General features: G+C 72.0%; 18 protein-coding genes. 5 read left to right on the top strand and 13 right to left on the bottom strand.

Features of this window, described 5'->3' with window-relative positions; translation table 11 throughout:
- Window positions 1–174: 174 nt before the first annotated feature.
- From araD to ABZT47_RS29730, 3 genes are all read right to left on the bottom strand, one after another.
- Window positions 175–1,899: an L-arabinonate dehydratase gene (araD, locus tag ABZT47_RS29740; RefSeq protein ID WP_354849191.1), complete on the bottom strand. Its 1,725-nt coding sequence runs from the start codon at window positions 1,897–1,899 to the stop codon at window positions 175–177.
- A gap of 379 nt (window positions 1,900–2,278) precedes the next feature.
- The gene (locus ABZT47_RS29735) at window positions 2,279–3,028 is read right to left on the bottom strand and encodes a Clp protease N-terminal domain-containing protein (protein WP_354849188.1); all 750 of its coding nucleotides are present in this window, start codon (window positions 3,026–3,028) and stop codon (window positions 2,279–2,281) included.
- Window positions 3,029–3,119: 91 nt separating this feature from the next.
- Window positions 3,120–4,244: a hypothetical protein gene (locus ABZT47_RS29730; RefSeq protein WP_354849186.1), complete on the bottom strand. Its 1,125-nt coding sequence runs from the start codon at window positions 4,242–4,244 to the stop codon at window positions 3,120–3,122.
- A 180-nt stretch (window positions 4,245–4,424) separates the two neighbouring features.
- Between ABZT47_RS29730 and ABZT47_RS29725 the strand changes: the two genes are divergently transcribed.
- Window positions 4,425–5,924 (top strand): glutamate--cysteine ligase, encoded by a 1,500-nt coding sequence (locus ABZT47_RS29725; RefSeq protein ID WP_354849183.1) that lies wholly within the window; start codon window positions 4,425–4,427, stop codon window positions 5,922–5,924.
- Here the strand turns inward: ABZT47_RS29725 and ABZT47_RS29720 are convergent.
- The 5 genes from ABZT47_RS29720 to ABZT47_RS29700 form a co-directional block, all read right to left on the bottom strand.
- A complete protein-coding gene (locus ABZT47_RS29720; protein WP_354849180.1) occupies window positions 5,891–6,727 on the bottom strand; it encodes a hypothetical protein in 837 nt (278 codons plus the stop codon). The genes ABZT47_RS29725 and ABZT47_RS29720 overlap by 34 nt on opposite strands.
- A gap of 257 nt (window positions 6,728–6,984) precedes the next feature.
- On the bottom strand, window positions 6,985–7,479 hold the full coding sequence (locus ABZT47_RS29715) for a hypothetical protein (RefSeq protein ID WP_354849178.1): 495 nt from the start codon (window positions 7,477–7,479) through the stop codon (window positions 6,985–6,987).
- Window positions 7,480–7,535: 56 nt separating this feature from the next.
- Window positions 7,536–8,798, bottom strand: a complete 1,263-nt coding sequence (locus ABZT47_RS29710; protein ID WP_354849175.1) for a Bcr/CflA family efflux MFS transporter — start codon at window positions 8,796–8,798, stop codon at window positions 7,536–7,538.
- Window positions 8,799–9,039: 241 nt separating this feature from the next.
- On the bottom strand, window positions 9,040–9,867 hold the full coding sequence (locus tag ABZT47_RS29705) for an SAM-dependent methyltransferase (protein ID WP_354849172.1): 828 nt from the start codon (window positions 9,865–9,867) through the stop codon (window positions 9,040–9,042).
- A 121-nt stretch (window positions 9,868–9,988) separates the two neighbouring features.
- Complete coding sequence (locus tag ABZT47_RS29700; protein WP_354849169.1) at window positions 9,989–10,579, bottom strand: ATP-binding protein; 591 nt, start codon at window positions 10,577–10,579, stop codon at window positions 9,989–9,991.
- A gap of 221 nt (window positions 10,580–10,800) precedes the next feature.
- Here ABZT47_RS29700 and ABZT47_RS29695 point away from each other — a divergent pair, with 221 nt between their 5' ends.
- Both ABZT47_RS29695 and ABZT47_RS29690 read left to right on the top strand, forming a co-directional pair.
- On the top strand, window positions 10,801–11,037 hold the full coding sequence (locus tag ABZT47_RS29695; RefSeq protein WP_354849167.1) for a DUF397 domain-containing protein: 237 nt from the start codon (window positions 10,801–10,803) through the stop codon (window positions 11,035–11,037).
- A gap of 143 nt (window positions 11,038–11,180) precedes the next feature.
- Window positions 11,181–12,086 (top strand): helix-turn-helix transcriptional regulator, encoded by a 906-nt coding sequence (locus ABZT47_RS29690; protein ID WP_354849164.1) that lies wholly within the window; start codon window positions 11,181–11,183, stop codon window positions 12,084–12,086.
- An 83-nt stretch (window positions 12,087–12,169) separates the two neighbouring features.
- Here ABZT47_RS29690 and ABZT47_RS29685 read toward each other — a convergent pair whose 3' ends face one another.
- Complete coding sequence (locus ABZT47_RS29685) at window positions 12,170–12,985, bottom strand: class I SAM-dependent methyltransferase (protein ID WP_354849161.1); 816 nt, start codon at window positions 12,983–12,985, stop codon at window positions 12,170–12,172.
- A gap of 81 nt (window positions 12,986–13,066) precedes the next feature.
- Between ABZT47_RS29685 and ABZT47_RS29680 the strand changes: the two genes are divergently transcribed.
- Window positions 13,067–13,564 carry a MarR family transcriptional regulator gene (locus ABZT47_RS29680; protein WP_354849159.1) on the top strand — a complete coding sequence of 166 codons (498 nt, stop codon included), beginning with the start codon at window positions 13,067–13,069 and terminating at the stop codon, window positions 13,562–13,564.
- Between the two features lie 116 nt (window positions 13,565–13,680).
- Here ABZT47_RS29680 and ABZT47_RS29675 read toward each other — a convergent pair whose 3' ends face one another.
- From ABZT47_RS29675 to ABZT47_RS29665, 3 genes are all read right to left on the bottom strand, one after another.
- A complete protein-coding gene (locus ABZT47_RS29675) occupies window positions 13,681–14,721 on the bottom strand; it encodes a MerR family transcriptional regulator (RefSeq protein WP_354849156.1) in 1,041 nt (346 codons plus the stop codon).
- 484 nt (window positions 14,722–15,205) lie between these two features.
- Window positions 15,206–15,418 (bottom strand): DUF397 domain-containing protein, encoded by a 213-nt coding sequence (locus tag ABZT47_RS29670; protein ID WP_354849153.1) that lies wholly within the window; start codon window positions 15,416–15,418, stop codon window positions 15,206–15,208.
- Complete coding sequence (locus ABZT47_RS29665; RefSeq protein ID WP_354849150.1) at window positions 15,409–16,230, bottom strand: helix-turn-helix transcriptional regulator; 822 nt, start codon at window positions 16,228–16,230, stop codon at window positions 15,409–15,411. Before ABZT47_RS29665 ends, ABZT47_RS29670 begins: the two co-directional genes overlap by 10 nt.
- An 804-nt stretch (window positions 16,231–17,034) precedes the next feature.
- Here ABZT47_RS29665 and ABZT47_RS29660 point away from each other — a divergent pair.
- Window positions 17,035–17,511 (top strand): ATP-binding protein, encoded by a 477-nt coding sequence (locus ABZT47_RS29660; RefSeq protein ID WP_354849148.1) that lies wholly within the window; start codon window positions 17,035–17,037, stop codon window positions 17,509–17,511.
- A gap of 97 nt (window positions 17,512–17,608) precedes the next feature.
- Here ABZT47_RS29660 and ABZT47_RS29655 read toward each other — a convergent pair whose 3' ends face one another.
- Window positions 17,609–19,741, bottom strand: a complete 2,133-nt coding sequence (locus ABZT47_RS29655) for an NACHT domain-containing protein (protein WP_354849145.1) — start codon at window positions 19,739–19,741, stop codon at window positions 17,609–17,611.
- Between the last annotated feature and the right edge of the window lie 207 nt (window positions 19,742–19,948).

Genomic DNA, 19,948 nt, shown 5'->3' with positions numbered 1-19,948 from the left:
GGCGCCGGCATCGCCGTACCACGACCCGCCGACCCGGCGCCGATCACTGCGGCACGTGGCCGGGGATGGAGAGCCGCGCCCGGTGAACGTATGTGGTCACCGCACTAGGAGACGCCGCCACCGTGCCAGGGTCGCTTGGCCCGCCGTCACGGTGCCGGGGACGGCGGATCGTCCTCAGCCGATGTCCGGCTCCGGAGCGCCTCCGGTGCCGAGCAGGAAGTCGAAGTCGCAGCCCTGGTCCGCCTGGAGGATGTGGGCGGTGAACATGCTGCCGTACCCGCGCTGGAACACCGGCTCGGGAGCCCGCCAGGCGGTGCGGCGGCGTTCCAGCTCCTCCTCGGGGACCTCCAGCGACAGGCGCCGCGCCTCGACGTCCAGGGTGATCGGGTCGCCGTCGCGCACCAGCGCGAGCGGGCCGCCGACGTGCGACTCCGGCGCGACGTGCAGCACGCACGCGCCGTAGCTGGTGCCGCTCATCCGGGCGTCGGAGATGCGCACCATGTCGCGTACGCCCATCTTGAGCAGCCGGTCGGGGATCGGGAGCATACCGTGCTCGGGCATCCCGGGGCCGCCGTGCGGGCCGGCGCCGCGCAGCACCAGCACCGAGTCGGCCGTGATCGGCAGGCTCTCGTCGTTGATGCGCCGCATCAGGTCGCGGTGCCCGTCGAACACCACCGCGGGCCCGGTGTGCTTGAGCAGCCTCGGCTCGGCGGCGACGTGCTTGATCACCGCGCCGGACGGGGCGAGGTTGCCGCGCAGAACGGCCAGGCCACCCTCCTGCGACAGGGGGTTGTCCCGGGTGCGGATGACCTTGTCGTCGAAGACCTCGGCCCGCTCCAGCGTCTCGCCCAGGGTGGCCCCCACGGCCGTGGGCCGGTCGGGGTGGAGCAGGTCGCGGACGCGGCTCAGCAGGCCGGGCAGGCCGCCGGCCAGGTAGAAGTCCTCCATGACGAAGGCGCCGCTCGGGCGCAGGTCGGCGAGCACCGGCACGCGCCGCGAGGCCTCGTCGAAATGGTCGAGCGTCAGCTCCACGCCGCTGCGGCGCGCCATGGCGATGAGGTGGATGACCGCGTTGGTGGAGCCGCCGAGCGCCAGGATGGTGGTCACCGCGTCCGCGTACGCCTCGGCGGTGAGGATGACGGAGGGGCGCAGGTCCTCCCAGGCCATCTCGACGACGCGGCGGCCGGTGGCGGCGGCCATCCGGTTGTGCGCCGAGGCCACGGCCGGGATGGAGGCCGCGCCGGGCAGCGTCATGCCGAGCACCTCGGCGACCGAGGTCATGGTCGAGGCGGTGCCCATGGTCATGCAGTGGCCGGGGGAGCGGGCGATGCCCTCCTCCACGCCGCTCATCTCGGCCTCGCCGACCAGGCCCGCCTTCTTGTCGGCCCAGTAGCGCCACATGTCGCTGCCGCTGCCGAGCACCTCGCCGCGGTAGTTGCCCGGGATCATGGGGCCGGACGGCACGAAGATCGCCGGGATGTCCATGCTGATGGCGCCCATGATCAGCGCCGGCGTGGTCTTGTCGCACCCGCCCATGAGCACGGCCGCGTCGACGGGATGCGCGCGCAGCAGCTCCTCGGTCTCCATGGCCAGCAGGTTGCGGTACAGCATGGTGGTCGGCTTCATGAAGGACTCCGACAGCGACATCACCGGCAGCTCCACCGGGTAGCCGCCGGCCTGCCAGACCCCGCGCTTGACGTCCTGCGCCCGCTCGCGCAGGTGGATGTGGCACGGGTTCAGCTCGCTCCAGGTGTTCAGGATGCCGATGACCGGGCGGCCCATGTGCTCCTCGGCGGACAGGCCGAGCTGACGGGTTCGCGCACGGTGGCTGAAGGAGCGGAGCCCGTCGGTGCCGTACCACCGGTGGCTTCTCAGTTGTTCAGGGGTCAGACGCTGCACCAGTCCTCCTCGATATCCTGATATATCACGATATCGGCAGCGTCCGTCGTCTCGATGCCGGATGACCGGACGTGGCCACACCTGTCACCTTATGACCGTGGTGCGGGACGGCGTGGTCGCCCGCGGCCGGGCCCGGGCCACGGACGACCACGAATCCAAGACCCCCACCCGCCGGAGCGCTGGTCAGGAAGGCGGCCGGGCGCCCGCGAGACCCCGGTGCGGCGTGAACCTCTCACGCGCCCCGGTCCCCGGACGTTCGCCGGGGCTCCGTTCTCCTGAGCCTGTGTCAGGCTCCGGGCGGGTTTCCTGGGCCCGTGTGACACTCCGGGCGGTTCCCCTGAGCCCGCGTGACGATTCAGGCGGTTCTCCTGGAGCCGCGTCAGGCCCCGGGCGGGTTCTCCTTGGCGCGTGTGATCTCTCCGAGGGCGGCGAGGATCGAGGCCTCGGAGGCCTGCGGGGTGACTCCCAGGGCGGCCAGCACCTGGGCGGCCGGGTCCTCCTCGGTGCTGAGCAGGGCGAGCAGGAGATGCTCGGTGCCGATGTAGTTGTGGCCGAGCCGCAACGCCTCCCGCACGGTCAGGGCGAGCACCTTCTTGCTCTCGGCGGTGAAGGCCACCTCGCCGGCGCCCTCCTGCCCGGCGGGCCGCTCGCCGGCCGGGCCGAGCGAGGCCAGGGCGGCTTCGCGCACCCGCTCCAGCGGCACGCCCTGCTCGGTGATGGCCCGCCCCGCGAGCGCGTCCGGCTCGTGCAGCAGGCCGAGCAGCAGGTGCTCGGAGGCGATGTGGCCGTGCCCGGACTGGCGGGCCTCTTCCTGCGAGGCCACGACGACGCTGCGGGCACGGGTGGTGTACCGGGCGAATGAGGTGAGGTCGAACGGTTCGCCTCCCTTGGGCACGAACCGCTTCTGGGCGGCCTGCTTGGTCACGCCCATGCTCTGGCCGATCTCGGTCCAGGAGGCGCCGGCCTTGCGGGCCTGGTCGACGAAGTGGCCGATGAGGTGGTCGGCCACCTCGCCGAGGTGCTCGCCGAGCAGCACGGCCCCGCTGAGCTGCTGGAGGGCGCCGCCTGCGGCGTGGTTTGTCTTGATGTACTCGATGAGGTCGTCCAGACGAACGGGTGTCGGTTGCATGCGTCAACCATAGGTTGACGCGATGTCGTCCGTCAACCCCGGGTTGACGCTTCCCTCTCGCAGGGGTCGGGGAGGGCGGGTGCCTGCGCCGTCACAGGCTCGCCGCCGTCGAGGCCGCCTCAGCCAGCAGGCCATGCCGGGCGGGCCCGGCCAGCCCCGCGTGGTACAGGTGCACCTCCTGGGCGCCGGCCTCCGCCAGGCGCCGCACGTGGGGCGCCATGTCCTCCTGCCGCACCGGCGGCAGCGCGGTCACGTAGGCGCCCACCGCCACCTGCTCGGGCAGCATGTGCCGGGTGATGCGCACCCGGTCGGCGGACTCCTGGCCGGTGGGCCAGCACTGCACGACGACGGCGTCGACGTCCTTGCCCGCCTGCGGGCCGAGGCCGGGGTTGGCGCCCGTGGCCCACGGGTCGGGGCCGGCGTGCAGGCTGATGCGCAGAGCTGGGGGGAGCGCCTCGATCACCTGGTGGCGCAGCGCGTCGGCCGCCTGGTGGCGCACGGCCAGGACGGCGGCCGCCGTCGCCTGGTCGAGGTCGTGCTCGCGGGAGCGCACGGCGGCCCGCACCTCGCGCACCGTGCGCACGGGGTCCACCCCGGCCGCCGCCCAGCCCGCCTGGCAGGCCTCGCAGCAGCACACCGACAGCATGCGCCGTGCCCGCGCGTCGTAGGCGCCGTCGGTCTTGTCGTGGTGGCCGCCGTGGTCGGCGCCGAGCTGCCCGCAGGCCTCCAGCAGCGCCCCGGCCAGCGGCACGTCGCGCACGGCCTCGGCGGCCAGCGTGGCGGCGTACTCGCGCACCTCGGCGCGCGAGGGGCACAGCGCCCACGGGTAGTGCTGCCCGAAGCAGTTGACCACGCTCACGTCCGGATGGGCCTCGCCCAGCCGCGAGTTGTGCGTCAGCACGATCCACGCCGTCACCGGGACGCCGGCGTCGGCCAGGGTGCGCGCGGCGGTGCCGAACGGGTCCGCGTCGCGCATCCAGGCGGGCGTGCCGGGCACCAGGCGGCGCCCATCCCAGGCTTCCCGGCGGAGCGGGCGGTAGAGCGCGGCGTGCCGGGCGTCCATGTACGCGTGGTCGGGATGCCAGGGGGTCGCCGCCCTGACGGTGTGGTAGGCGGAGGCGAGGTTCACTCCGACGTCGCCGAGCGCCTGCATCCGCGCGGTGAACAGAGGATCACCGATCACGTCCCACGGATAGGCGTGCACGAGCACCCGCATTGCCATCGCCTCCCCACAAGGGGCCCTCACCCCACAAATGGCGTTGTCCAGGCATACCGATTCGGCTGTGCGGAGTCAATGGTTCACGACGATCGACGGCGTGCCTGTTACCAGGCATGAAAACCCGGCGCCGGGACAGGGAGGGGGTGAGACCCGAGGCCGCACATGGGGGACGACACGATGGGACAGCAGGTAGCCAAGGAGCGGTTCTCCGAGGCGGAGTACGGGCGTTTCGGCGAGCGCCTGAAGGATTCGCTCATCGCGCTCCGCGAGTTGCTGGCCAGGCCCGGATTCGGCGTCGGGCCGGCGACCGTCGGCGCCGAGCTCGAGCTCTTCCTCATCGACGAGGACGGACGCCCGCTGCGCCGCAACAAGCAGGTCCGCGACGCCGCCGGCGACGACCGGGTGGTGCTGGAGCTGGGCAGCTTCAACCTGGAGGTCAACCTGACCCCGGCGCCGATGGCCGGCAAGCCGTTCAGCGCGCTCACGGAGGAGATGCGGCGGCTGATGGACCTGGTCGACGACGCGGCCCGATCGCAGGGCGGCCGGGTGGTGCCGATCGGCATCCTGCCCACGTTGACCGAATTCGACTTCACCCGCGACGCCATGAGCGACGAGACCCGCTACCGCGCGATGAGCCGGGGGATCCGCCGGGTGCGCGCCGAGCCGTTCCGCGTGCAGATCCACGGCAACGAGCGCCTGGAGCTGGAGGTGGAGGACGTCATCCTGGAGAGCGCCAACACCTCCTGGCAGGTGCATCTGCGCACCGCGCCGGAGGAGTTCGCCCGCGTCTACAACGCCGCCCAGCTCGCCATCGGCCCGGTGCTCGCGGTCAGCGGCAACTCCCCGTCCTTCCTCGGGCGAGACCTGTGGGAGGAGACGCGCATCGCGCTGTTCGAGGCGGCGGTCGACGACCGCGACATGGAACGGCCGTGGCGGGTGGACGGCCGCGTCTGCTTCGGGTCCGGCTGGGTGGAGAGCGGCGCCGGTGAGGTGTTCGAGCAGAGCGTCCGCGAGTACGAGCCGGTCATCCCGGTGCTCGACGAGGAGGAGGACCCGCTGGTGGTGACCCGTGGGGGCGGCGTCCCGCGGCTGGCGGAGCTGCGCCTGCACCAGGGCACGGTGTGGCAGTGGAACCGGCCGGTGTACGACCCGGCGGACGGGGGGCACCTGCGGGTGGAGCTGCGGGCCCTGCCGGCCGGGCCCACCTGCGCGGACATGGCGGCCAACGCGGCCTTCGTGCTCGGCCTGGTGACGGCGATGGCGGCCCGGCCCGCGTGGATCGGCGGCTTCCCCTTCGCCGACGCCTACCGCAACTTCTACCGGGCGGCGCGCAACGGGCTGGACGCCGAGCTGGCCTGGCCGGGCCGGCTCGACACCGTCCCGGCGTCCCGGCTGGTCGCAGACCTGCTGCCGGTGGCGCACGACGGGCTGCTGTCGGCGGGCGTGGACCCCGGCGAGGCGAGCCGCCATCTGTCGGTCATCGCCGAACGCGTCCGGCTGCGCCGCACCGGCGCCGTCTGGCAGCGCGAGGCGCTGGCCGCCCTAGGCGAGGAGCCGGGCGCGCGGGCGGCCATGCTGGGGCGTTACCGCGAGCTGGCCTTCGGCGGCGATCCCGTGCACACCTGGCCCGCCGTCGAGGGGGTTCAGTCGTCGATGCCGGTGAGCGAGCTTCCGTAGCTGAGGGCGACGAGCTGGGCGACCGCGCCGTGCGCGCCGAGCGGCTCGGCGCATCCGGCTCCGACCGACTCGGCCGCCGCCGTGATCTTCTGCGGGTCGATCTCGGGGCCGATGAGGAACGGCGCCAGCGCCAGCCGCGAGGCGCCGATGTTGCGCAGCCGCTGGGCGGCGTCGCCGACGCCCGGCCGGGCGTCCAGCGAGGCCGCGACGACCGGGAGGGTGAGGCGGGCGGCCAGCAGGACGACCGTGGCGTCCGCCGCCCGCACGGCCTCCTGGCCGCCGACCGTGGCGACGATGATGCCGTCCACCGGGGCCGCGATGTTGAACAGGCGCATGCGGTCGGCGCGCGCGAGCCCGCTGTCGGACAGCTTGACGTGCAAAGCCTCGGCGAGCAGCGGGTGGGGCCCGAGCGGGTCGGCGATGGTCGTCATGACGTCGCTCTCGGCGACCGCCTCGCGGATGGCGCGGTACACCTGCTGGTGCGGTCCGGTGACCAGCGGGACCACGATCGCGGCGGGCGACTCCTTCGGCCGGTCGGCGGCGCAGTCGGTGAGCGTCTCGGCCAGGCTGGTCTTGGTGTCGCCCAGGTGGACCAGCCGGACGTCGAGCTGGGGATGGTCCACACTGACGATGGTCTTGACCGCGGCGGGGACGTCGCCGCCGGTGCCGGGCGCGGCGAGCACGAGCGCCGGCGCGTCCGGAGGGAGCTGCGCGGGCACGGGGCGCCGATGCCGGCCGGAGCTGGTCCGGAACGAGCGTTCGCGGACCGGAAGCTCCTGTGGAGCCTGATGACCATCGTTCACATCGGCGGATTTTACGGGGTATGGGGCAAAAGTTAAGTGTGATTCGCCGTTACGTGCGGGCCGAGCCGGGCCCATCTCCCGTGACATCAGTGACAAATTAGGACTCGATCCTCTGAACGGTACCAACGGTCCGTAATCATTCGAGATCATGGCGGGGGCGCCGGAGGTCGCGGAAGGGCCCGGAGGGGGCCCGCCGTTGACAGTTGTGTTCTTTCCGGCGGTGAAGTTTTTTTCAACCGCGCGCGGCGCCGCGCGTGTCAGTGCACGCGGTGGGCGGCGCGCAGGACCTCGAACACACCGAGGCTCGCGAACAGCGCGACCGAGAGCCCGATCACCGCGTAGGCCGCCGAGACGCGCGCCCGGGCGGCGACCGGCCACCGCGCGAGCGCCGCCGGAAGGCGCGCCCGCCCGGCCCGCGCGGGGCGCGTTCGTGCGGCGGCCACGGCGGGCGAGGCCGCCGGCGGGACGGGCGAGAGCGTGGGCACGACAGGCGGGGCGGTGCGGAGCTCGGGATGTCGGGCGAGGTAGCCGCGCGGGAACGTCTTCACGCCCGTATCGCCGCACGACGGGCAGCGGGTGCCCGACCACGGCGGCTGGACCAGCAGCTCGGCGCGGAACCAGACGTCGGCGTCGTTACCGTGGCTGTCGGACAGATGCCGGACGACGTACTCCTCCTCCCACACCGAAAGACAGCGGAGGCACTCGAACGGCCAGGTCTCCCGGGTGCTGAAGCCTTCGTCCACCAGGACCACCCCCCAAGGGTGCGCGCGCGCCTGTTACACGGCGTCGCCCGATTCGAGTGTGGGCGTCACTCCGGTTGATCGCAATACCCGCTACCGATGCCTGCCGTTCCCGAGTGGTCGCCCGGCATCATGGACGACTCGCTCACGGCCAGCGCCACCAGGGCGAACATCGCGCAGACACCCATGATCAGCGCCATGGGCATGACGCTGCGGGCGCCGGCCACCCCGGCCAGCGGGGCCATCAGCGCGCCGAAGGCGAACTGCGCGGTGGCGGTCAGGGTCGCGGCGGTCCCGGCGGCGCGGGTCGTCCGGCCGAAGGCGACCGCCGAGGTGTCGCCCAGCACCAGGCCCAGCGACGCGACGGCGAGCAGCAGCGGCGGCAGGCAGGTGTCGGCCGTCAGCCATCCGGTCGCCGCCAGTGCCCAGAGCACGGCGGCGCAGGCGAGCAGGACGGCCATTCCCGCCTGCGCCTGCGCCAGCGGCCGGAAGCGGTGGGCGATCCGTGCGCCCACCGCGGCGACCAGCACCAGCGCCAGCGCGTTCAGGCCGAGGGTGAGCCCGACGCCGGCGAGAGGCAGCCCGAGAGCCCGCAGGAAGAACGGGGCCGCGGCCAGGTAGGCCGCCAGCGCCCCGAACGCCAGAACGAAGGCCAGGACGGGGGCGAGGCGGCCCTGGGTGCGCAGAACGGACAGGTCGCGGCGGCGCAGCGGCGGGCTCACCGCCCGGGCGTGCAGGGGAAGCGTCTCGGGAAGGGCGATCAGCGCGGCCAGGAACATCAGCAGGGACAGCAGGGCGAGCGCGCCGAACACCGCCCGCCAGCCGGCCACCGCGACCAGCGCCCCGCCGATCGGCGGGGCGACGACGGGCACGGCGGCCAGCGCCCACATCTGGGCGGCGAAGACGCGGACGGCGCGGCGTCCGCGCGCGAGGTCGGACACGACGGCGCGGGCGATCACGACGCCGGCCGCGCCGGTCAGCCCCTGGACGAACCGCGCGCCGATCAGGACGCCGATCGTGGGCGCCAGCGCGCACACGGCCCCGGCGACCGCGCAGACCGCGAGGCACGCCAGCAGCGGTCCTCTGCGGCCATAGCGGTCAGACAGCCGTCCCAGCGCCAGGTGGCCCGCGGCCATGCCGAGCAGGAAGGCCGAGAAGGTGAGCTGCGCGCCGACCGTGCCGGTGCGCAGCTCGGCCGCCATCGACGCCAGTCCCGGCAGGTACATGTCGCTGCCGAACGGTGCGAACAGCGCGACCAGGCCGAGCACGGTGGCCAGCTCCCGGGAGGGGCTGGTCGTGGTGGGGGCGCCGGCGATGGTGGTAGCGGACATGGCGGACTCCCTGGGGCCGTTCCCCGCGGCGCCCCCGGCCGGTCGGCTCCGGAAGAGCGCGCGACGGTGCCGTCCCTGGCCACGGTACGCCTGCCCCCCGCCCGAGCCCGGCCCCGGGCCGCCGCCGCCCTCGCCCGGACGTGCGGGGCTTCGTCGCGGCCCGGCACGTCGGGCGGTGCCGCCGCTCCGGCAGGTCAGGCGGTGGCGCGGTCCGGCGTGATGGGCGCCTGGGGTCGTCGCGTCAGGCGTCTTTGCGGCCGACGCCGCCGACCGACCAGATCGCGCGCGGGTCGAGGGTGTCCTGCCCGGCGTCCGCCCCCCAGGCCGGGATGTACACCACGCCCGGCGGGACGAGCGACAGGCCGTCGAACAGGCCCTCGACGTCGGCCTTGGTGCGCTGCTGCTCCCTGTGGGCGTGGCCGGTGACCACGCCGCGGCTCTGGTAGAGGTCGGCGAGCCCGGCGGTGGCCTCGGGCCGCAGGTCCGAGACGCTGTGGCCGATGGCCACGTACCCGCCCGGGGCGATGGCGTCGCGGAACCGGCCGACGATGTGGGCGGCCAGCTCGTCCTCGGGGATCACGTCCAGCGCGAAGAACAGCAGGATCGCGACCGGGCTCCCCAGGTCGATCAGCGACTTCAGGCGGGGATGGCCGAGGACCTGATCGGGTTCGCGCATGTCGGCCTCGATGACCGCCGTGTGCTCCTCGTCCTCCAGCAGGGCCCGGGCGTGCGTGACGACCACCGGGTCGTTGTCGACGTAGACCACGCGGGACCCCGGCGCGGCAGCCTGGGCGATCTCGTGGACGTTGCCCTGTGTGGGAAGGCCGCACCCGACATCGACGAACTGCCGGACGCCGCGCCCGGCGAGGTGGCGCACCACGCGCTCGAGGAACCGGCGCCCCTCGCGGCACATCATGGGCAGCTCTGGCGCGACGGACAGAGCCCAGCGCGCGGCTTCGCGGTCGGCCGCGAAGTTGTCCTTGCCGCCGACGAGGTAGTCATAGATGCGGGCCTGGTTGGGGATGGTCGGATCGAAGCCGAGAGGCTCGAGTTTCGGGAACCTCGTCATCACACCCCATCTCGCCGGAACCCGATGGTAGCGCCGCGGACACGACAGCGACCATCGTTCCGGGCACTACGTGGCGGAGGGGCGGCGGAGCGCGGCCGGCCGCGGCGGGGAGCGCGCACCGTCAGCGGCAGATCTCCAGGTGCCGCGCCGGGCGCGCGGTGCCGCGGGGGAGGGTGAACCCGGCCCAGACGGCCTTGCCGGGGTGGCCGGGGGCCCAGCCCCATCGGTGGCTGACGCCCGCGACGACCTGGAGCCCCCGCCCGCCCTCGGAGTCGGCGTCGGGCGGGCGGGGGGCGGGGGAGCGGTCGCTCGGGTCGGTGACGACGCAGATCAGCGACTCGCCGGTGTGGGCGAGCACGACCCGCACCGGGTGGGCGGCAGGGGCGGCGGCGCGGCTGCTGAGCCCGTGCCGCAGGGCGTTGATGACCAGCTCACCGATCACCAGTTCGGCGTCGTCGGCGAGGCCGTCCAGGCCCCATTCGCGCACCGTGGCCCGGGTGAACCGGCGAGCGGTGCGGGCCGCTTGGGGGTCGCCGCGCAGTTCGCACCGTTCGAGGCGGATCCCGTCGTCGTCCGGGGTGTCTCCCGGGGCGCCGGACGCGGCCCGCGAGTCGCCCGAGGAAAGGGCGCGGCCCAGCTCGTCGAGCCAGCCCTCCCACCTCTCGTCCCCTGTCTGAGCGGGTTTGGCGAGCTGTGTTCTGCACCCATTCATAGGGAAGCCTCAGGGGGTTTAGGGCATATCGCCGGGGGGTTTACGCCTCATGCCCATATTGCCCGGCCCGGTGTGCAGATGCAAGTACCGATGCACGTGCATCCGCACACCGGTATGCTGACTCGCGGGCGAAGGCAGCCCGTTTGGGGCGCCCATCAGGATGAAGGCCCCTTTTCAGGAACGATGTCAGATTCGTCGGCTTCGGGGATGTGTGAGCAGGGATGAACGAGATCTCCAACGGCGTGGCCGCGACCGCGCTCTCAGGGGTGCGGTGGCGCAAGAGCGTCTACAGCAACCCCAGTGGCAACTGCGTCGAGCTCGCCGAGCTCCCGGGGGGCGAGGTGGCCGTGCGCAACTCCCGCCATCCCTCCGGTCCGGCCCTGATTTACAGTCGGGGAGAAATTGCCGCCTTCATCCAGGGGGCGAAGAACGGCGAGTTCGATGACCTGGCACTTTGACCGATCCGGCGGCTACGGAGTGTCCAAAATCGTAGCCTAAGGGTGATGTTGGGGTATATCCGTATTGGCCGCCCGGGGGTATCGTGAACTTCTCTGTCACCGCGAGAAGTGAATCTGAACTGCTGCTCTTCTAAGGACTGGCCATGATCACAGCCCGAGCCGAAGGGGACGAGACCCCGCTCAATCTGATGGCTCGGGAACGGGGCAGTTCCACGGTCCTGCGCATCCTCCTGGGCTCCCAGCTCCGCCGGCTGCGCGAGAGCCGCGGCATCACCCTGGAGGCGGCCGGGCACTCCATCCGCGCCTCGCACTCCAAGATCAGCCGCATGGAGCTGGGACGGGTCAGCTTCCGCGCCCGCGACGTCGCCGACCTCCTCACCCTGTACGGAGTGAGCGACGAGCGCGAGCGTGAGGCCCTGCTCTCGCTGGTCTCGCAGGCCAACCGCCCCGGCTGGTGGCACAACTACGACGACATCCTGCCCAACTGGTTCGAGGCGTACGTCGGGCTCGAAGAGGCCGCCACCCGCATCCGCTGCTACGAGGTGCAGTTCGTCCCCGGTCTGCTCCAGACCCCCGAGTACGCCAGGGCCGTCGTCCTGCTCGGCCACCCGGACGGCGTCGAGGAGGAGGTCCAGCGGCGGGTCGACCTGCGGATGGCCCGGCAGAAGGTACTCGGCAGGGCCAACCCCCCGCACCTGTGGGCCGTCGTCGACGAGGCGGCCCTTCGCCGCCCCCTGGGCGGCGCCGAGGTCATGCGCGGCCAGATCAGGCACCTCATCGAGGCCATCGCCTCGCCGAACATCACCGTCCAGGTGATGCCCTTCAGCGCCGGCGGCCACGCGGCGGCCGGCGGCCCGTTCAGCCTCCTGCGCTTCTCCGAGCGCGACCTGCCCGACGTGGTCTACCTGGAGCAGCTCACCAGCGCCATCTACCTGGACAAGCGCGAGGACCTCGACCGCTACCAGGCCGTCATGGAACGCCTGTGCATCGACGCCGTCCCCGCCTCCGAGACCAAGAAGGCCCTCACCGCAATCCTCGCCGAGCTCTGACCCCGTCTGAGGGGTCCGAGGGTCGAGGGGCCGGCGGACCGGGTCAACGCGGCGAACGGCCACAGTGACGGCCATCGGCCGTGTCAGAAGCGGAACCGCACGATGCGGGTGGACCGCTTCATGCCCGGCAGCGCATTTAGGACGCGGTACACGCGGCGTACGTTCGCGGGCGCCTTGGCCATCAGCACCGGCGAGTCGGACATCGGCGCCTCATCGACGTATTCGAGCCGCAGGTGCCAATCGGCCGGCTCTGCCGGGTCGTTGAAGCCGCAGTGGAACTGGGTGCCGTACTTGCGCAGCACGGGATGCCATTTCGAGGTGCGCCACGCCCAGACCGACACCGTGTCGAACTGTATCTGTCCGGCGGGAAAGGCATCGACGACGCTGATCAGCAGCCGCCGGACGTCGGTCTCGGTCAGATAGGGCACCAATCCCTCGGCGATCATCAGCACCGGCCGGCCGCGGGGAATGCGTTCCAGCCAGGTCAGGTCGGTGACACCGGAGTCGATCAGGGTGTAGTGCTCGCGTGGTGGCAGGAATCGCCGCCGCAGGTCGATGACGGATCGATAGTCCAGGTCGTACCAGTCGACGGTGGCGGGCGGGTCGATCCGGTACACCCGGGCGTCGAGACCGCAGCCCAGGTGCAGCACCACGGCGTCAGGGTGGTCGGCGAGGAAGCTTCGCGCCCAGTCGTCGTGGGCCTTGGCGCGCACCACGGCGGCGAGGCCCATCTGGCTGGTGCCGAATCTGCGCTTGTCGTAGCCGGGGTCGAGGCGGCGCATCGCCTGCTCGGCGTACCGGTCACCGAGGATCGGGTCCGGTAGTCGGTTGTCCAGCGCTTTGGCCTTGAGGACGGGGCTTAGGGTCTGTTGCACTCCGACGAGCTCGGTGTCTCTCATGCAGCTACACTAGACGTATTTCACGAATTTCGTGAAGTTCGCGAAAACTTTTTGATTGTCAACGGCAGATAGGGAGCTTCGGTGACACAAGCGGATGAGAACGCCACTGCCGGCTACCAGGAACGGTTCGCGCAGATCATGGTCGAATCCGGCATGCCCCGGATGGCCGCGCGCGTGTACGCCGCACTGCTGGTCACCGACTCCGGCAAGCTGTCGGCCGCCGAACTCGCCGAGCGACTGGGCGTCGGCGCGTCAGCGATCTCGGGGGCGGTCAAGTACCTGGCGCAGGTGCGACTGGTCGAACGCGGTCGCGAACCCGGTGGCCGACACGACTTCTGCCGCATCCACGAGCACACCTGGAGCCACTACGTCAGCCAGTCCGACCCGGTGCTGGCCCGGCTACAGGAAGGCGCCGACGAGGGCATCGCGGTCCTGGGTCCCGACTCTCCCGCCGGACGGCGGCTGGAGGAGACCCGACGGTTCTTCGCGTTCGTACGCGAGGAGATCAAGCGGTCGATGGTGAAGTGGCAGCAACTCCAGGAGGCTGAACGCGAGCGCGGTCAGAGGCGCGCGCTGTGAACTCGATGGTGGCCCGAGCGTTCGCGGCCGAGCCCCTCCCAGGGATTCCGAAGGTCAGGACCGTATCCGTTGGATCTTCCATCAGTCCGGGCCCTCGTCAGGCAGCGGTGTCATCTTCAGGAGGCAGGACGGCGGCGTCCGCGTGGTGAACCTGGCCGCCGTCGCTCAGTCGTAGAAGGCATCGACCTCAACGCCAACGACCGTCCGCTGGTTCCTCGCCCCGGGGCCGGGCGGCCCCGCCCGGGGTCAGCCGTTGGTGCGCAGGGCGGCGATGAGCCAGTCGAACGCGGGGATGACCGACGGGCCGGGCTCGCGGCCGTTGAGGACGGCGAGCAGGTGCCAGTAGCGCTCGACCTGGACGTCGGCGAGCGTCCGGAGGCGGTCGCGCAACTCGGCCCGTTCCGCCGCCGGCAGGTCCGGCCCGACGACGCGTCCAGGACGTCTCCGCCCGCCGCCGTCTCCGGTGCGATCCCTCCGGCCAGGGCGTGGCCGGCCTCCTCCAGCACCCGCCGCCTCAGGTCGAAGCCGTCCTCGATCGGCGGCCCGAAGACCCCGTCCAGGACGATGCGCCGCAGCCGGGCCCGGAAGCCCTCGTCGGCGACCAGCTCGCCCAGCTCCAGCCACGCGTCGATCTGGCGGGCGTCCGGGTCGTCGGGCAACTCGGCGGGAAGCTCCCGCATCCACTCCGCGACGATCAAGGCATCCTCCCGCGGGCCGATCCCGGCGAAGATCCCCGCCACGAAATCGTCGATGACCCGCTGCCGTTCGGCGGCCGACAGCCGGGCGAGTCTGTGCGTCATCACGGTCTCCTCTGCGGTGCCGCCGCGCTCCGCGATGCCGTTCAGCACGGCGCGGCGCAGTCTCAGGGTGCGGATCTCGGCGTCGAGGGCGCGGACGTGCGCCTTGGCGACCTCGGCGACCGAAACCTGGTTCGTCAGGATCGCCTGGACGGTCTCCAGGCCGATGCCGAGGTCGCGAAGCGTCCGGACGAGGTCGAACCGGGCGACGGCCGCCGCGTCGTACAGGCGGTACCCGCCGGCCGAACGCACCGTCGGCGGCACGACGCCGATGTCCGACCAGAACCGGATGGTGTGCACCGACAGGCCGGTACGCCGCGCGATGCGGCCGACGGTGTGAAGCTCCACGCTCTCGCTCACGGCACCGACCCTGCACCCTCGCCCCACACGAAGGTCAACCGCGGCCCTCTACTATCCGCCGCCTCCGAGCGCTCATCAGAGTTGCCGCGTCCGGCCCGGGGTCCTGACCTGACCGCTCAGGTCGGCGCAGCCGACGAGTTACGCGACCGCAACCGGGAGGCCCGCGACCTGCGGCGCGGAGACTTCACCTCTTCATCGGATCCCCCGCTTGCTCCTGTCACCAGAATGGCCCTCTCTTGCTGTCGATCACCTGCCAAGGTTCAGAGCACAACGAGCGAGCAGGGAGTATGCATGAGTGCAGCGGCCTGGGATGCGGTGAAGGAGCGGGCTCGAGAGCGGCGCCGTGCTTCGGGGCTCCCCTTGCGGGCGGATTCCGAAAAAGAGGCCGCACTGGAGAAACTCGCGGCGGAGGTGCGAGCGCGCAAGCTCGCGACACCTCATGCGGAGGCTTCATGACCGGGACGGCGCTGTGTGGCGTGGCGGGCTAGAAGTCGAACTCGCCGTTTTTAGCGCCGTCGATGAAGGCGTCCCAAACGGTAGCGCTGAGGACGAAGGGGGCCTTCTCGGGCGCCTCGGTGTCCCGCAGCCCGACTCGCCCCTCGGACAGCGGAGCCACTTCCAGGCAGTTTCCTTGGTTGGATCCGCTCTTGGTCGCCTTGCGCCAGGTCGCGGTTCTCAGCTCGTCACTCAGGTCCACTGCTTCTCCGCCTCTCTGATCAGCTCGATGGACGCGTGTTCGGGTTGCGCCGTGGCGCGAAGAGCGTCGTACCTGGCGTGGATGGCCTCGACATCCTCCGGACGGTCTGTCACATGCCCATGGGTCGCGGATTCGATATAGACATTATCCGGGCTTCTTGGGAGTTGCGCGATAGCGAATCCACCCAGGAGCCCTGTCGTGACGCCCAGTGCCATAGGGATGATCTGAATTCCGATCCGCGGCGACTCTACCGCTTCCAGTAGACGCGCGAGCTGGCGCTGCATGACCTTCTTTCCGCCGATCGGGCGGTGCAAGACGCCTTCGTCCAGCAACACGCGGAACATAGGCGGTTGGGGTCGCTGGAAGATCGCCTGCCGTTCCATTCGTGCGGTTACCGCTTTGTCGACCTGTGCCACTGATATCCCAGGTTCTCCGCAGATGACGACCCTCGCGTAGTCCTCGCTCTGGAGCAGTCCCGGGATGTACAAAGGCTCCCAGCTGTGCAGGGTGTGGGCTTCCTGTTCGACTTCGAGCCAGTCGCGGAACCAGCGGGGGCTCGCGCCTCGGGTCAGTTGCGCCCAGAGGCGGACGAGCTCGCCGCCGGCGTCCACGGCGTCGTCGTAGCGCTGCATGAAGTTCTGGCTCGGGGTGCGCTCGCCGCGCTCGATGAACCCGACGAGGCTCTGGCTGAACTGGATGATCCGCGCCAGGCGGTCCTGGGTGAAGTCGCACCGCAGTCGGTGCTTGCGCATTTCGGCGCACAGAAAGGCCAGCGGCCGCTCTGTCGGATCGGGGTCGAGAGGAATGGGCATGACGGCTCCGTCGGGTGGAATGCGCTACTCCTTAAGCACGGCGAGCACAGCGGCAGTACAAAGCGTCCGGCTATGTGGCCCGTCTTTCGCTGCACAAAGTAGCCGGTCGGGAGCACGCTGTGAAGCGGTTCGAGGAGCTGGGTGGCAAGGGCGATGCCCGTCCGCTCGGCCAATTGGGCGTCCCATATAGGGGTGTCAAAAGGTCGTCCATTATGTCCAAATATAAGGAGATAAGAATGGCCGTCGGAGTGGGGGAGGGCCCGGAGTCGACCACCAGTCGCCGCCGCAGTCGGTTAGGGGTTTGTCACCGGGACGACAGCGCCGCGGGGCGATCTTCGCCGTACCTGTCAGGGGGGTGGAATGGCAGCGCGTGAGATCGGGACGGGCCGGGGTGGCAGGCATCGGGTGGGGGCTCCTGTGAACGAGGTCCAGCCCGGGCGGTGGGATCCGGCGAAGCGGGCCGCCGCCCGTCAGCTCGACCGACTGGAACCCGCCTGGACGGTCTGGTACGGGGTCGGCGCCAGGTGCTTCTACGCCGTGGCCATCTGGGAGACACCCGAGCCCCTAATCGTCCGGTCCCGCGCGGTCGACGAACTCAGCGCACTCATACGCGAGGCCGAGCGGCCTGGTCGCACCGGAGCCGCCTCATCCCCGTCACCGGGGCACCCGCCGTCCCCGCAGGCGCACCCCGCCATCCCGCCGCCTCCGCCCACTGGTCACTCCCAGTCACCAGGGCGGACCGTGAGCCTGCCGCCCTGGCCTACCGTCCTCCCGCCCGCGCCGCGTCCACCCCGAGGAGCGAACATGCCCGACAGCACGCCGGACGCCCGCGTCGTCCACTGGGAGCTGCCGCACGACCTGTCGATGGCCGGCAAGGCGCGCGGCATGGTGCGGGAGACCCTGCTGTCCTGGGGGCTCCAGGCGTTGGCGGACGACGTGGTGCTGGCGACCGGTGAGTTGCTGGCGAACGCGCTGGCCTACGGCGCGCCGTCGATAGGGCTGGCCCTGTCGGCACGCGGCGACGAGCTCCGGATCGAGGTCACCGACCATGGTTGCGGACGGCCGCGCCGGCTGGACCTGGGCGTGGAGGCCGTCCACGGCCGCGGCCTGGCCATCGTCGAGGCCCTGGCCGCCGAATGCGGCGTCACCACGCGTTCCGGCGTCGTCGGCAAGACGGTCTGGGCCCGCTGGCGCGTCCCCGCGCGGTCCGCGCCGCCGGCTCAGGACGCCGGCCGGCGCGCGGGCGGGGCGACCGGCATCGCATGCGAACCTTTCCCCTGATCGGCCCCCGGAGACCCGCATGAGGGCGCGAGCGCCGGGTGACCGCATGAGCGGCGCGCTTCGGCAGACACAGCGTCGGTAGCCGCCTCCTCGGGGATCAGGACACGGCCGAACGCGTGGCGTCGGGGGAGACGCGGGCGAGGTGGTCGTGGAGTTCGGCGTGGCGGAACTGGTAGAGGGGGCCTACGGCGCGGAGCAGGCCGGTCTTGTGCATGTCGTCCAGGAACGTCATCAGGCGCAGCGGCAGCCGGCCGGTCGCGGCCAGCAGCGGCAGGGTGAACACGGTGGCCGCCCAGGCCCGCCGTCCCCGCTGCGTCAACGTGGCGAGCATGCCGCCGACGAACAGTCCGAGGCCGAGCTCGCGCAGCCGGTCGCCCGGTTCGCCGCCCATCTGCCGCAACACCCAGCCGGCGCCGAGGGCCAGCGCCGTGCCGATGAGCAGCCCGGTGAGAAGCCGCATGCCGGTCAGCGCCCGGTTGGCCCGCCATACCGCCATCGGGGTGAGGGCGCTGGTGAATCGAGGCGGCCGCTCCTCGTCCGGCTCCGCCGGTCGCGGGGCCGCGATCGTCAGCCAGAGGCCGGCCGTGGTCATCACCGCCATGCCGACCCCCTGCCAGAATCCGTAGACCGCCCCGGTGACGACCCCCATCGGCAGGCCCAGGCCGGGAATGGACAGCATGGTGAGCCGGAAGGGCCCGCTCTGCTCGCGTACCAGGCGGGCGAGGTGGTTCGGCAGCGCCGGGCGGGAGAAGGCGGGCGTGTCCGAGGCCATCGACGCCGTACCTAGGCCGTAGGCGAACCACAGGGCCAGGCCCAGCGGGGCGCGGCCGGCCGCGATCGGCGGCAGCGCGGCGGGCAGGCCGTACAGGATGCCGGTCCAGGAGACGGCCCATCCCCGGACGCGCCATGACGGCCGCCGCCCCGGCGGGGCGGCCGCCTGCCGCGCGATGCGCCACCAGGCCACTTCACGCGTGCCGTGGGCCGTCGACAGCCGGGCCAGGGCCGACAGCCATCCGCGTACGCGGACAGGGTCCCAAGTGTGGCGCGGACGGAAGGGGTCGTTGGCGGACGGCCGGGCGGGTGGCCGGTCGAGCAGGGCGGGGATGAGCTCGTCGAGCAGGTGCGCGCGCAGCGCGGCGTCGTCGCCCGCGTAGACGGTCGCCAGGGGTGTGGGATCGGCGCCCCGCTCGATGTAGACGGTGCGCACGAGCCACAGCCCGAGCGCGGTCCTGGTCGCCGCGGCGAGCGCGGGCGCCTCGCCGTTCTCCATCGCGCGCAGCGTCCGGTCCCAGGCCGGGGTGCGGTCCGGTGGCAGGTCGTCGGTCAGGTAACCGATCGCGACCTTGGGGTCGAGCGCCTTGGGGGCGATGACCGCGGCGCCCTTCAGCACCCGGCCGGACTTCTTGACGGCCTCGCCGTACTCGTCGGTCCGGGAGGTGAGGATCACCTGGTCGCGCTCTGCCAGCGTTCTATTCAGGGCGGCGATCACCCGGGGCCGGGCCGGCTCGGGCAGTTCGTCCAGGCCGTCCAGGACCGGCAGGACGTGGCCGCGCCGCACCAGCAGGTCGGCGCCGTCCGCGCCCTTTCCCCGTCCCCGCGACACCCCGTAGTCCGTGCGCAGCCGCTCGGCCAGCCAGTCGTGCAGGCGCGGGTGGACCTCGACGTCCCAGTCGGCGAGCGACACCGGCACCGGTACCGGCTCCTCGGAGGTGCGGGTCTCGATGAGCAGCAGCAGAAGCCGGACGGCCAGCGTGGTCTTCCCCGTGCCCGCGCCGCCGGTGATCACCAGGCGACGCCGGCGCAGGGCGCGGAACGTCGCCACGAGCCACTCGTCGTCGGCCGCGTCGCCGGAGATGTCGCCGTCGGCGACCAGCCGGGCGTGGTCCATCGTCGTGGTGCGCCGGGTCAGGTGCCAGGGGACCGGGATGGCCGGCGCCCCCTGCGCGCGGATCGCCCGCTCCTCGGCCCACCGGTCGTGCACCAGCTCCGCGAGCACCCGCTTGGCCTCGGCGACGTCCTCGGGCGGCCCGGCCGCCCACGCCCGCCTGAGCCACAGGACCAGCGGCACCACGAGCGCGACCGTCGTGAGCAGCACGCCGGCCGCGTCCCCGAGGTGCAGTTTCTCGCCGAGGTCGAGCCTGACCAGGACCATGACGACGACCGTGCCGAGCCCGAGCAGGGACAGGCAGGCCGCGGCGGTGACCATGAGGCGACGGCGAGAGCGGGACATGAGCGGATACTGACAAATCTGGTCGGCCGCCGTCAGGGTGATCGCGAATTCCGTGACCGGTCGGAGACGCGCCCGGCCGGTGCTGCCGGTGCTGCCAGTGCTGTGACCGCGAAACGATCGCGGCTTGGCGCCGTGGTAGGCGCCGGCTTCGCCGTACCACGACCCGCCGACCCGGCGCCGATCACTACAGCACCTGGCGAAGGTGGA

It is taken from the genome of Sphaerisporangium sp. NPDC005289, from assembly GCF_040607455.1.
In the GTDB taxonomy this organism is placed as follows: domain Bacteria; phylum Actinomycetota; class Actinomycetes; order Streptosporangiales; family Streptosporangiaceae; genus Sphaerisporangium; species Sphaerisporangium rhizosphaerae.
Note: the sequence above shows the minus strand (reverse complement) of the source record. Positions and strands in the feature narration are given on the sequence as shown.

What these genes read in the sequence shown, in the direction of transcription:
- ABZT47_RS29735 (WP_354849188.1), bottom strand. Translation starts at nt 3,028, where the DNA reads ATGCAACCGACACCCGTTCGTCTGGACGACCTCATCGAGTACATCAAG.
- ABZT47_RS29730 (WP_354849186.1), bottom strand. Translation starts at nt 4,244, where the DNA reads ATGCGGGTGCTCGTGCACGCCTATCCGTGGGACGTGATCGGTGATCCT.
- ABZT47_RS29725 (WP_354849183.1), top strand. Translation starts at nt 4,425, where the DNA reads ATGGGACAGCAGGTAGCCAAGGAGCGGTTCTCCGAGGCGGAGTACGGG.
- ABZT47_RS29710 (WP_354849175.1), bottom strand. Translation starts at nt 8,798, where the DNA reads ATGTCCGCTACCACCATCGCCGGCGCCCCCACCACGACCAGCCCCTCC.
- ABZT47_RS29705 (WP_354849172.1), bottom strand. Translation starts at nt 9,867, where the DNA reads ATGACGAGGTTCCCGAAACTCGAGCCTCTCGGCTTCGATCCGACCATC.
- ABZT47_RS29700 (WP_354849169.1), bottom strand. Translation starts at nt 10,579, where the DNA reads ATGAATGGGTGCAGAACACAGCTCGCCAAACCCGCTCAGACAGGGGAC.
- ABZT47_RS29695 (WP_354849167.1), top strand. Translation starts at nt 10,801, where the DNA reads ATGAACGAGATCTCCAACGGCGTGGCCGCGACCGCGCTCTCAGGGGTG.
- ABZT47_RS29690 (WP_354849164.1), top strand. Translation starts at nt 11,181, where the DNA reads ATGATCACAGCCCGAGCCGAAGGGGACGAGACCCCGCTCAATCTGATG.
- ABZT47_RS29685 (WP_354849161.1), bottom strand. Translation starts at nt 12,985, where the DNA reads ATGAGAGACACCGAGCTCGTCGGAGTGCAACAGACCCTAAGCCCCGTC.
- ABZT47_RS29665 (WP_354849150.1), bottom strand. Translation starts at nt 16,230, where the DNA reads ATGCCCATTCCTCTCGACCCCGATCCGACAGAGCGGCCGCTGGCCTTT.
- ABZT47_RS29660 (WP_354849148.1), top strand. Translation starts at nt 17,035, where the DNA reads ATGCCCGACAGCACGCCGGACGCCCGCGTCGTCCACTGGGAGCTGCCG.
- ABZT47_RS29655 (WP_354849145.1), bottom strand. Translation starts at nt 19,741, where the DNA reads ATGTCCCGCTCTCGCCGTCGCCTCATGGTCACCGCCGCGGCCTGCCTG.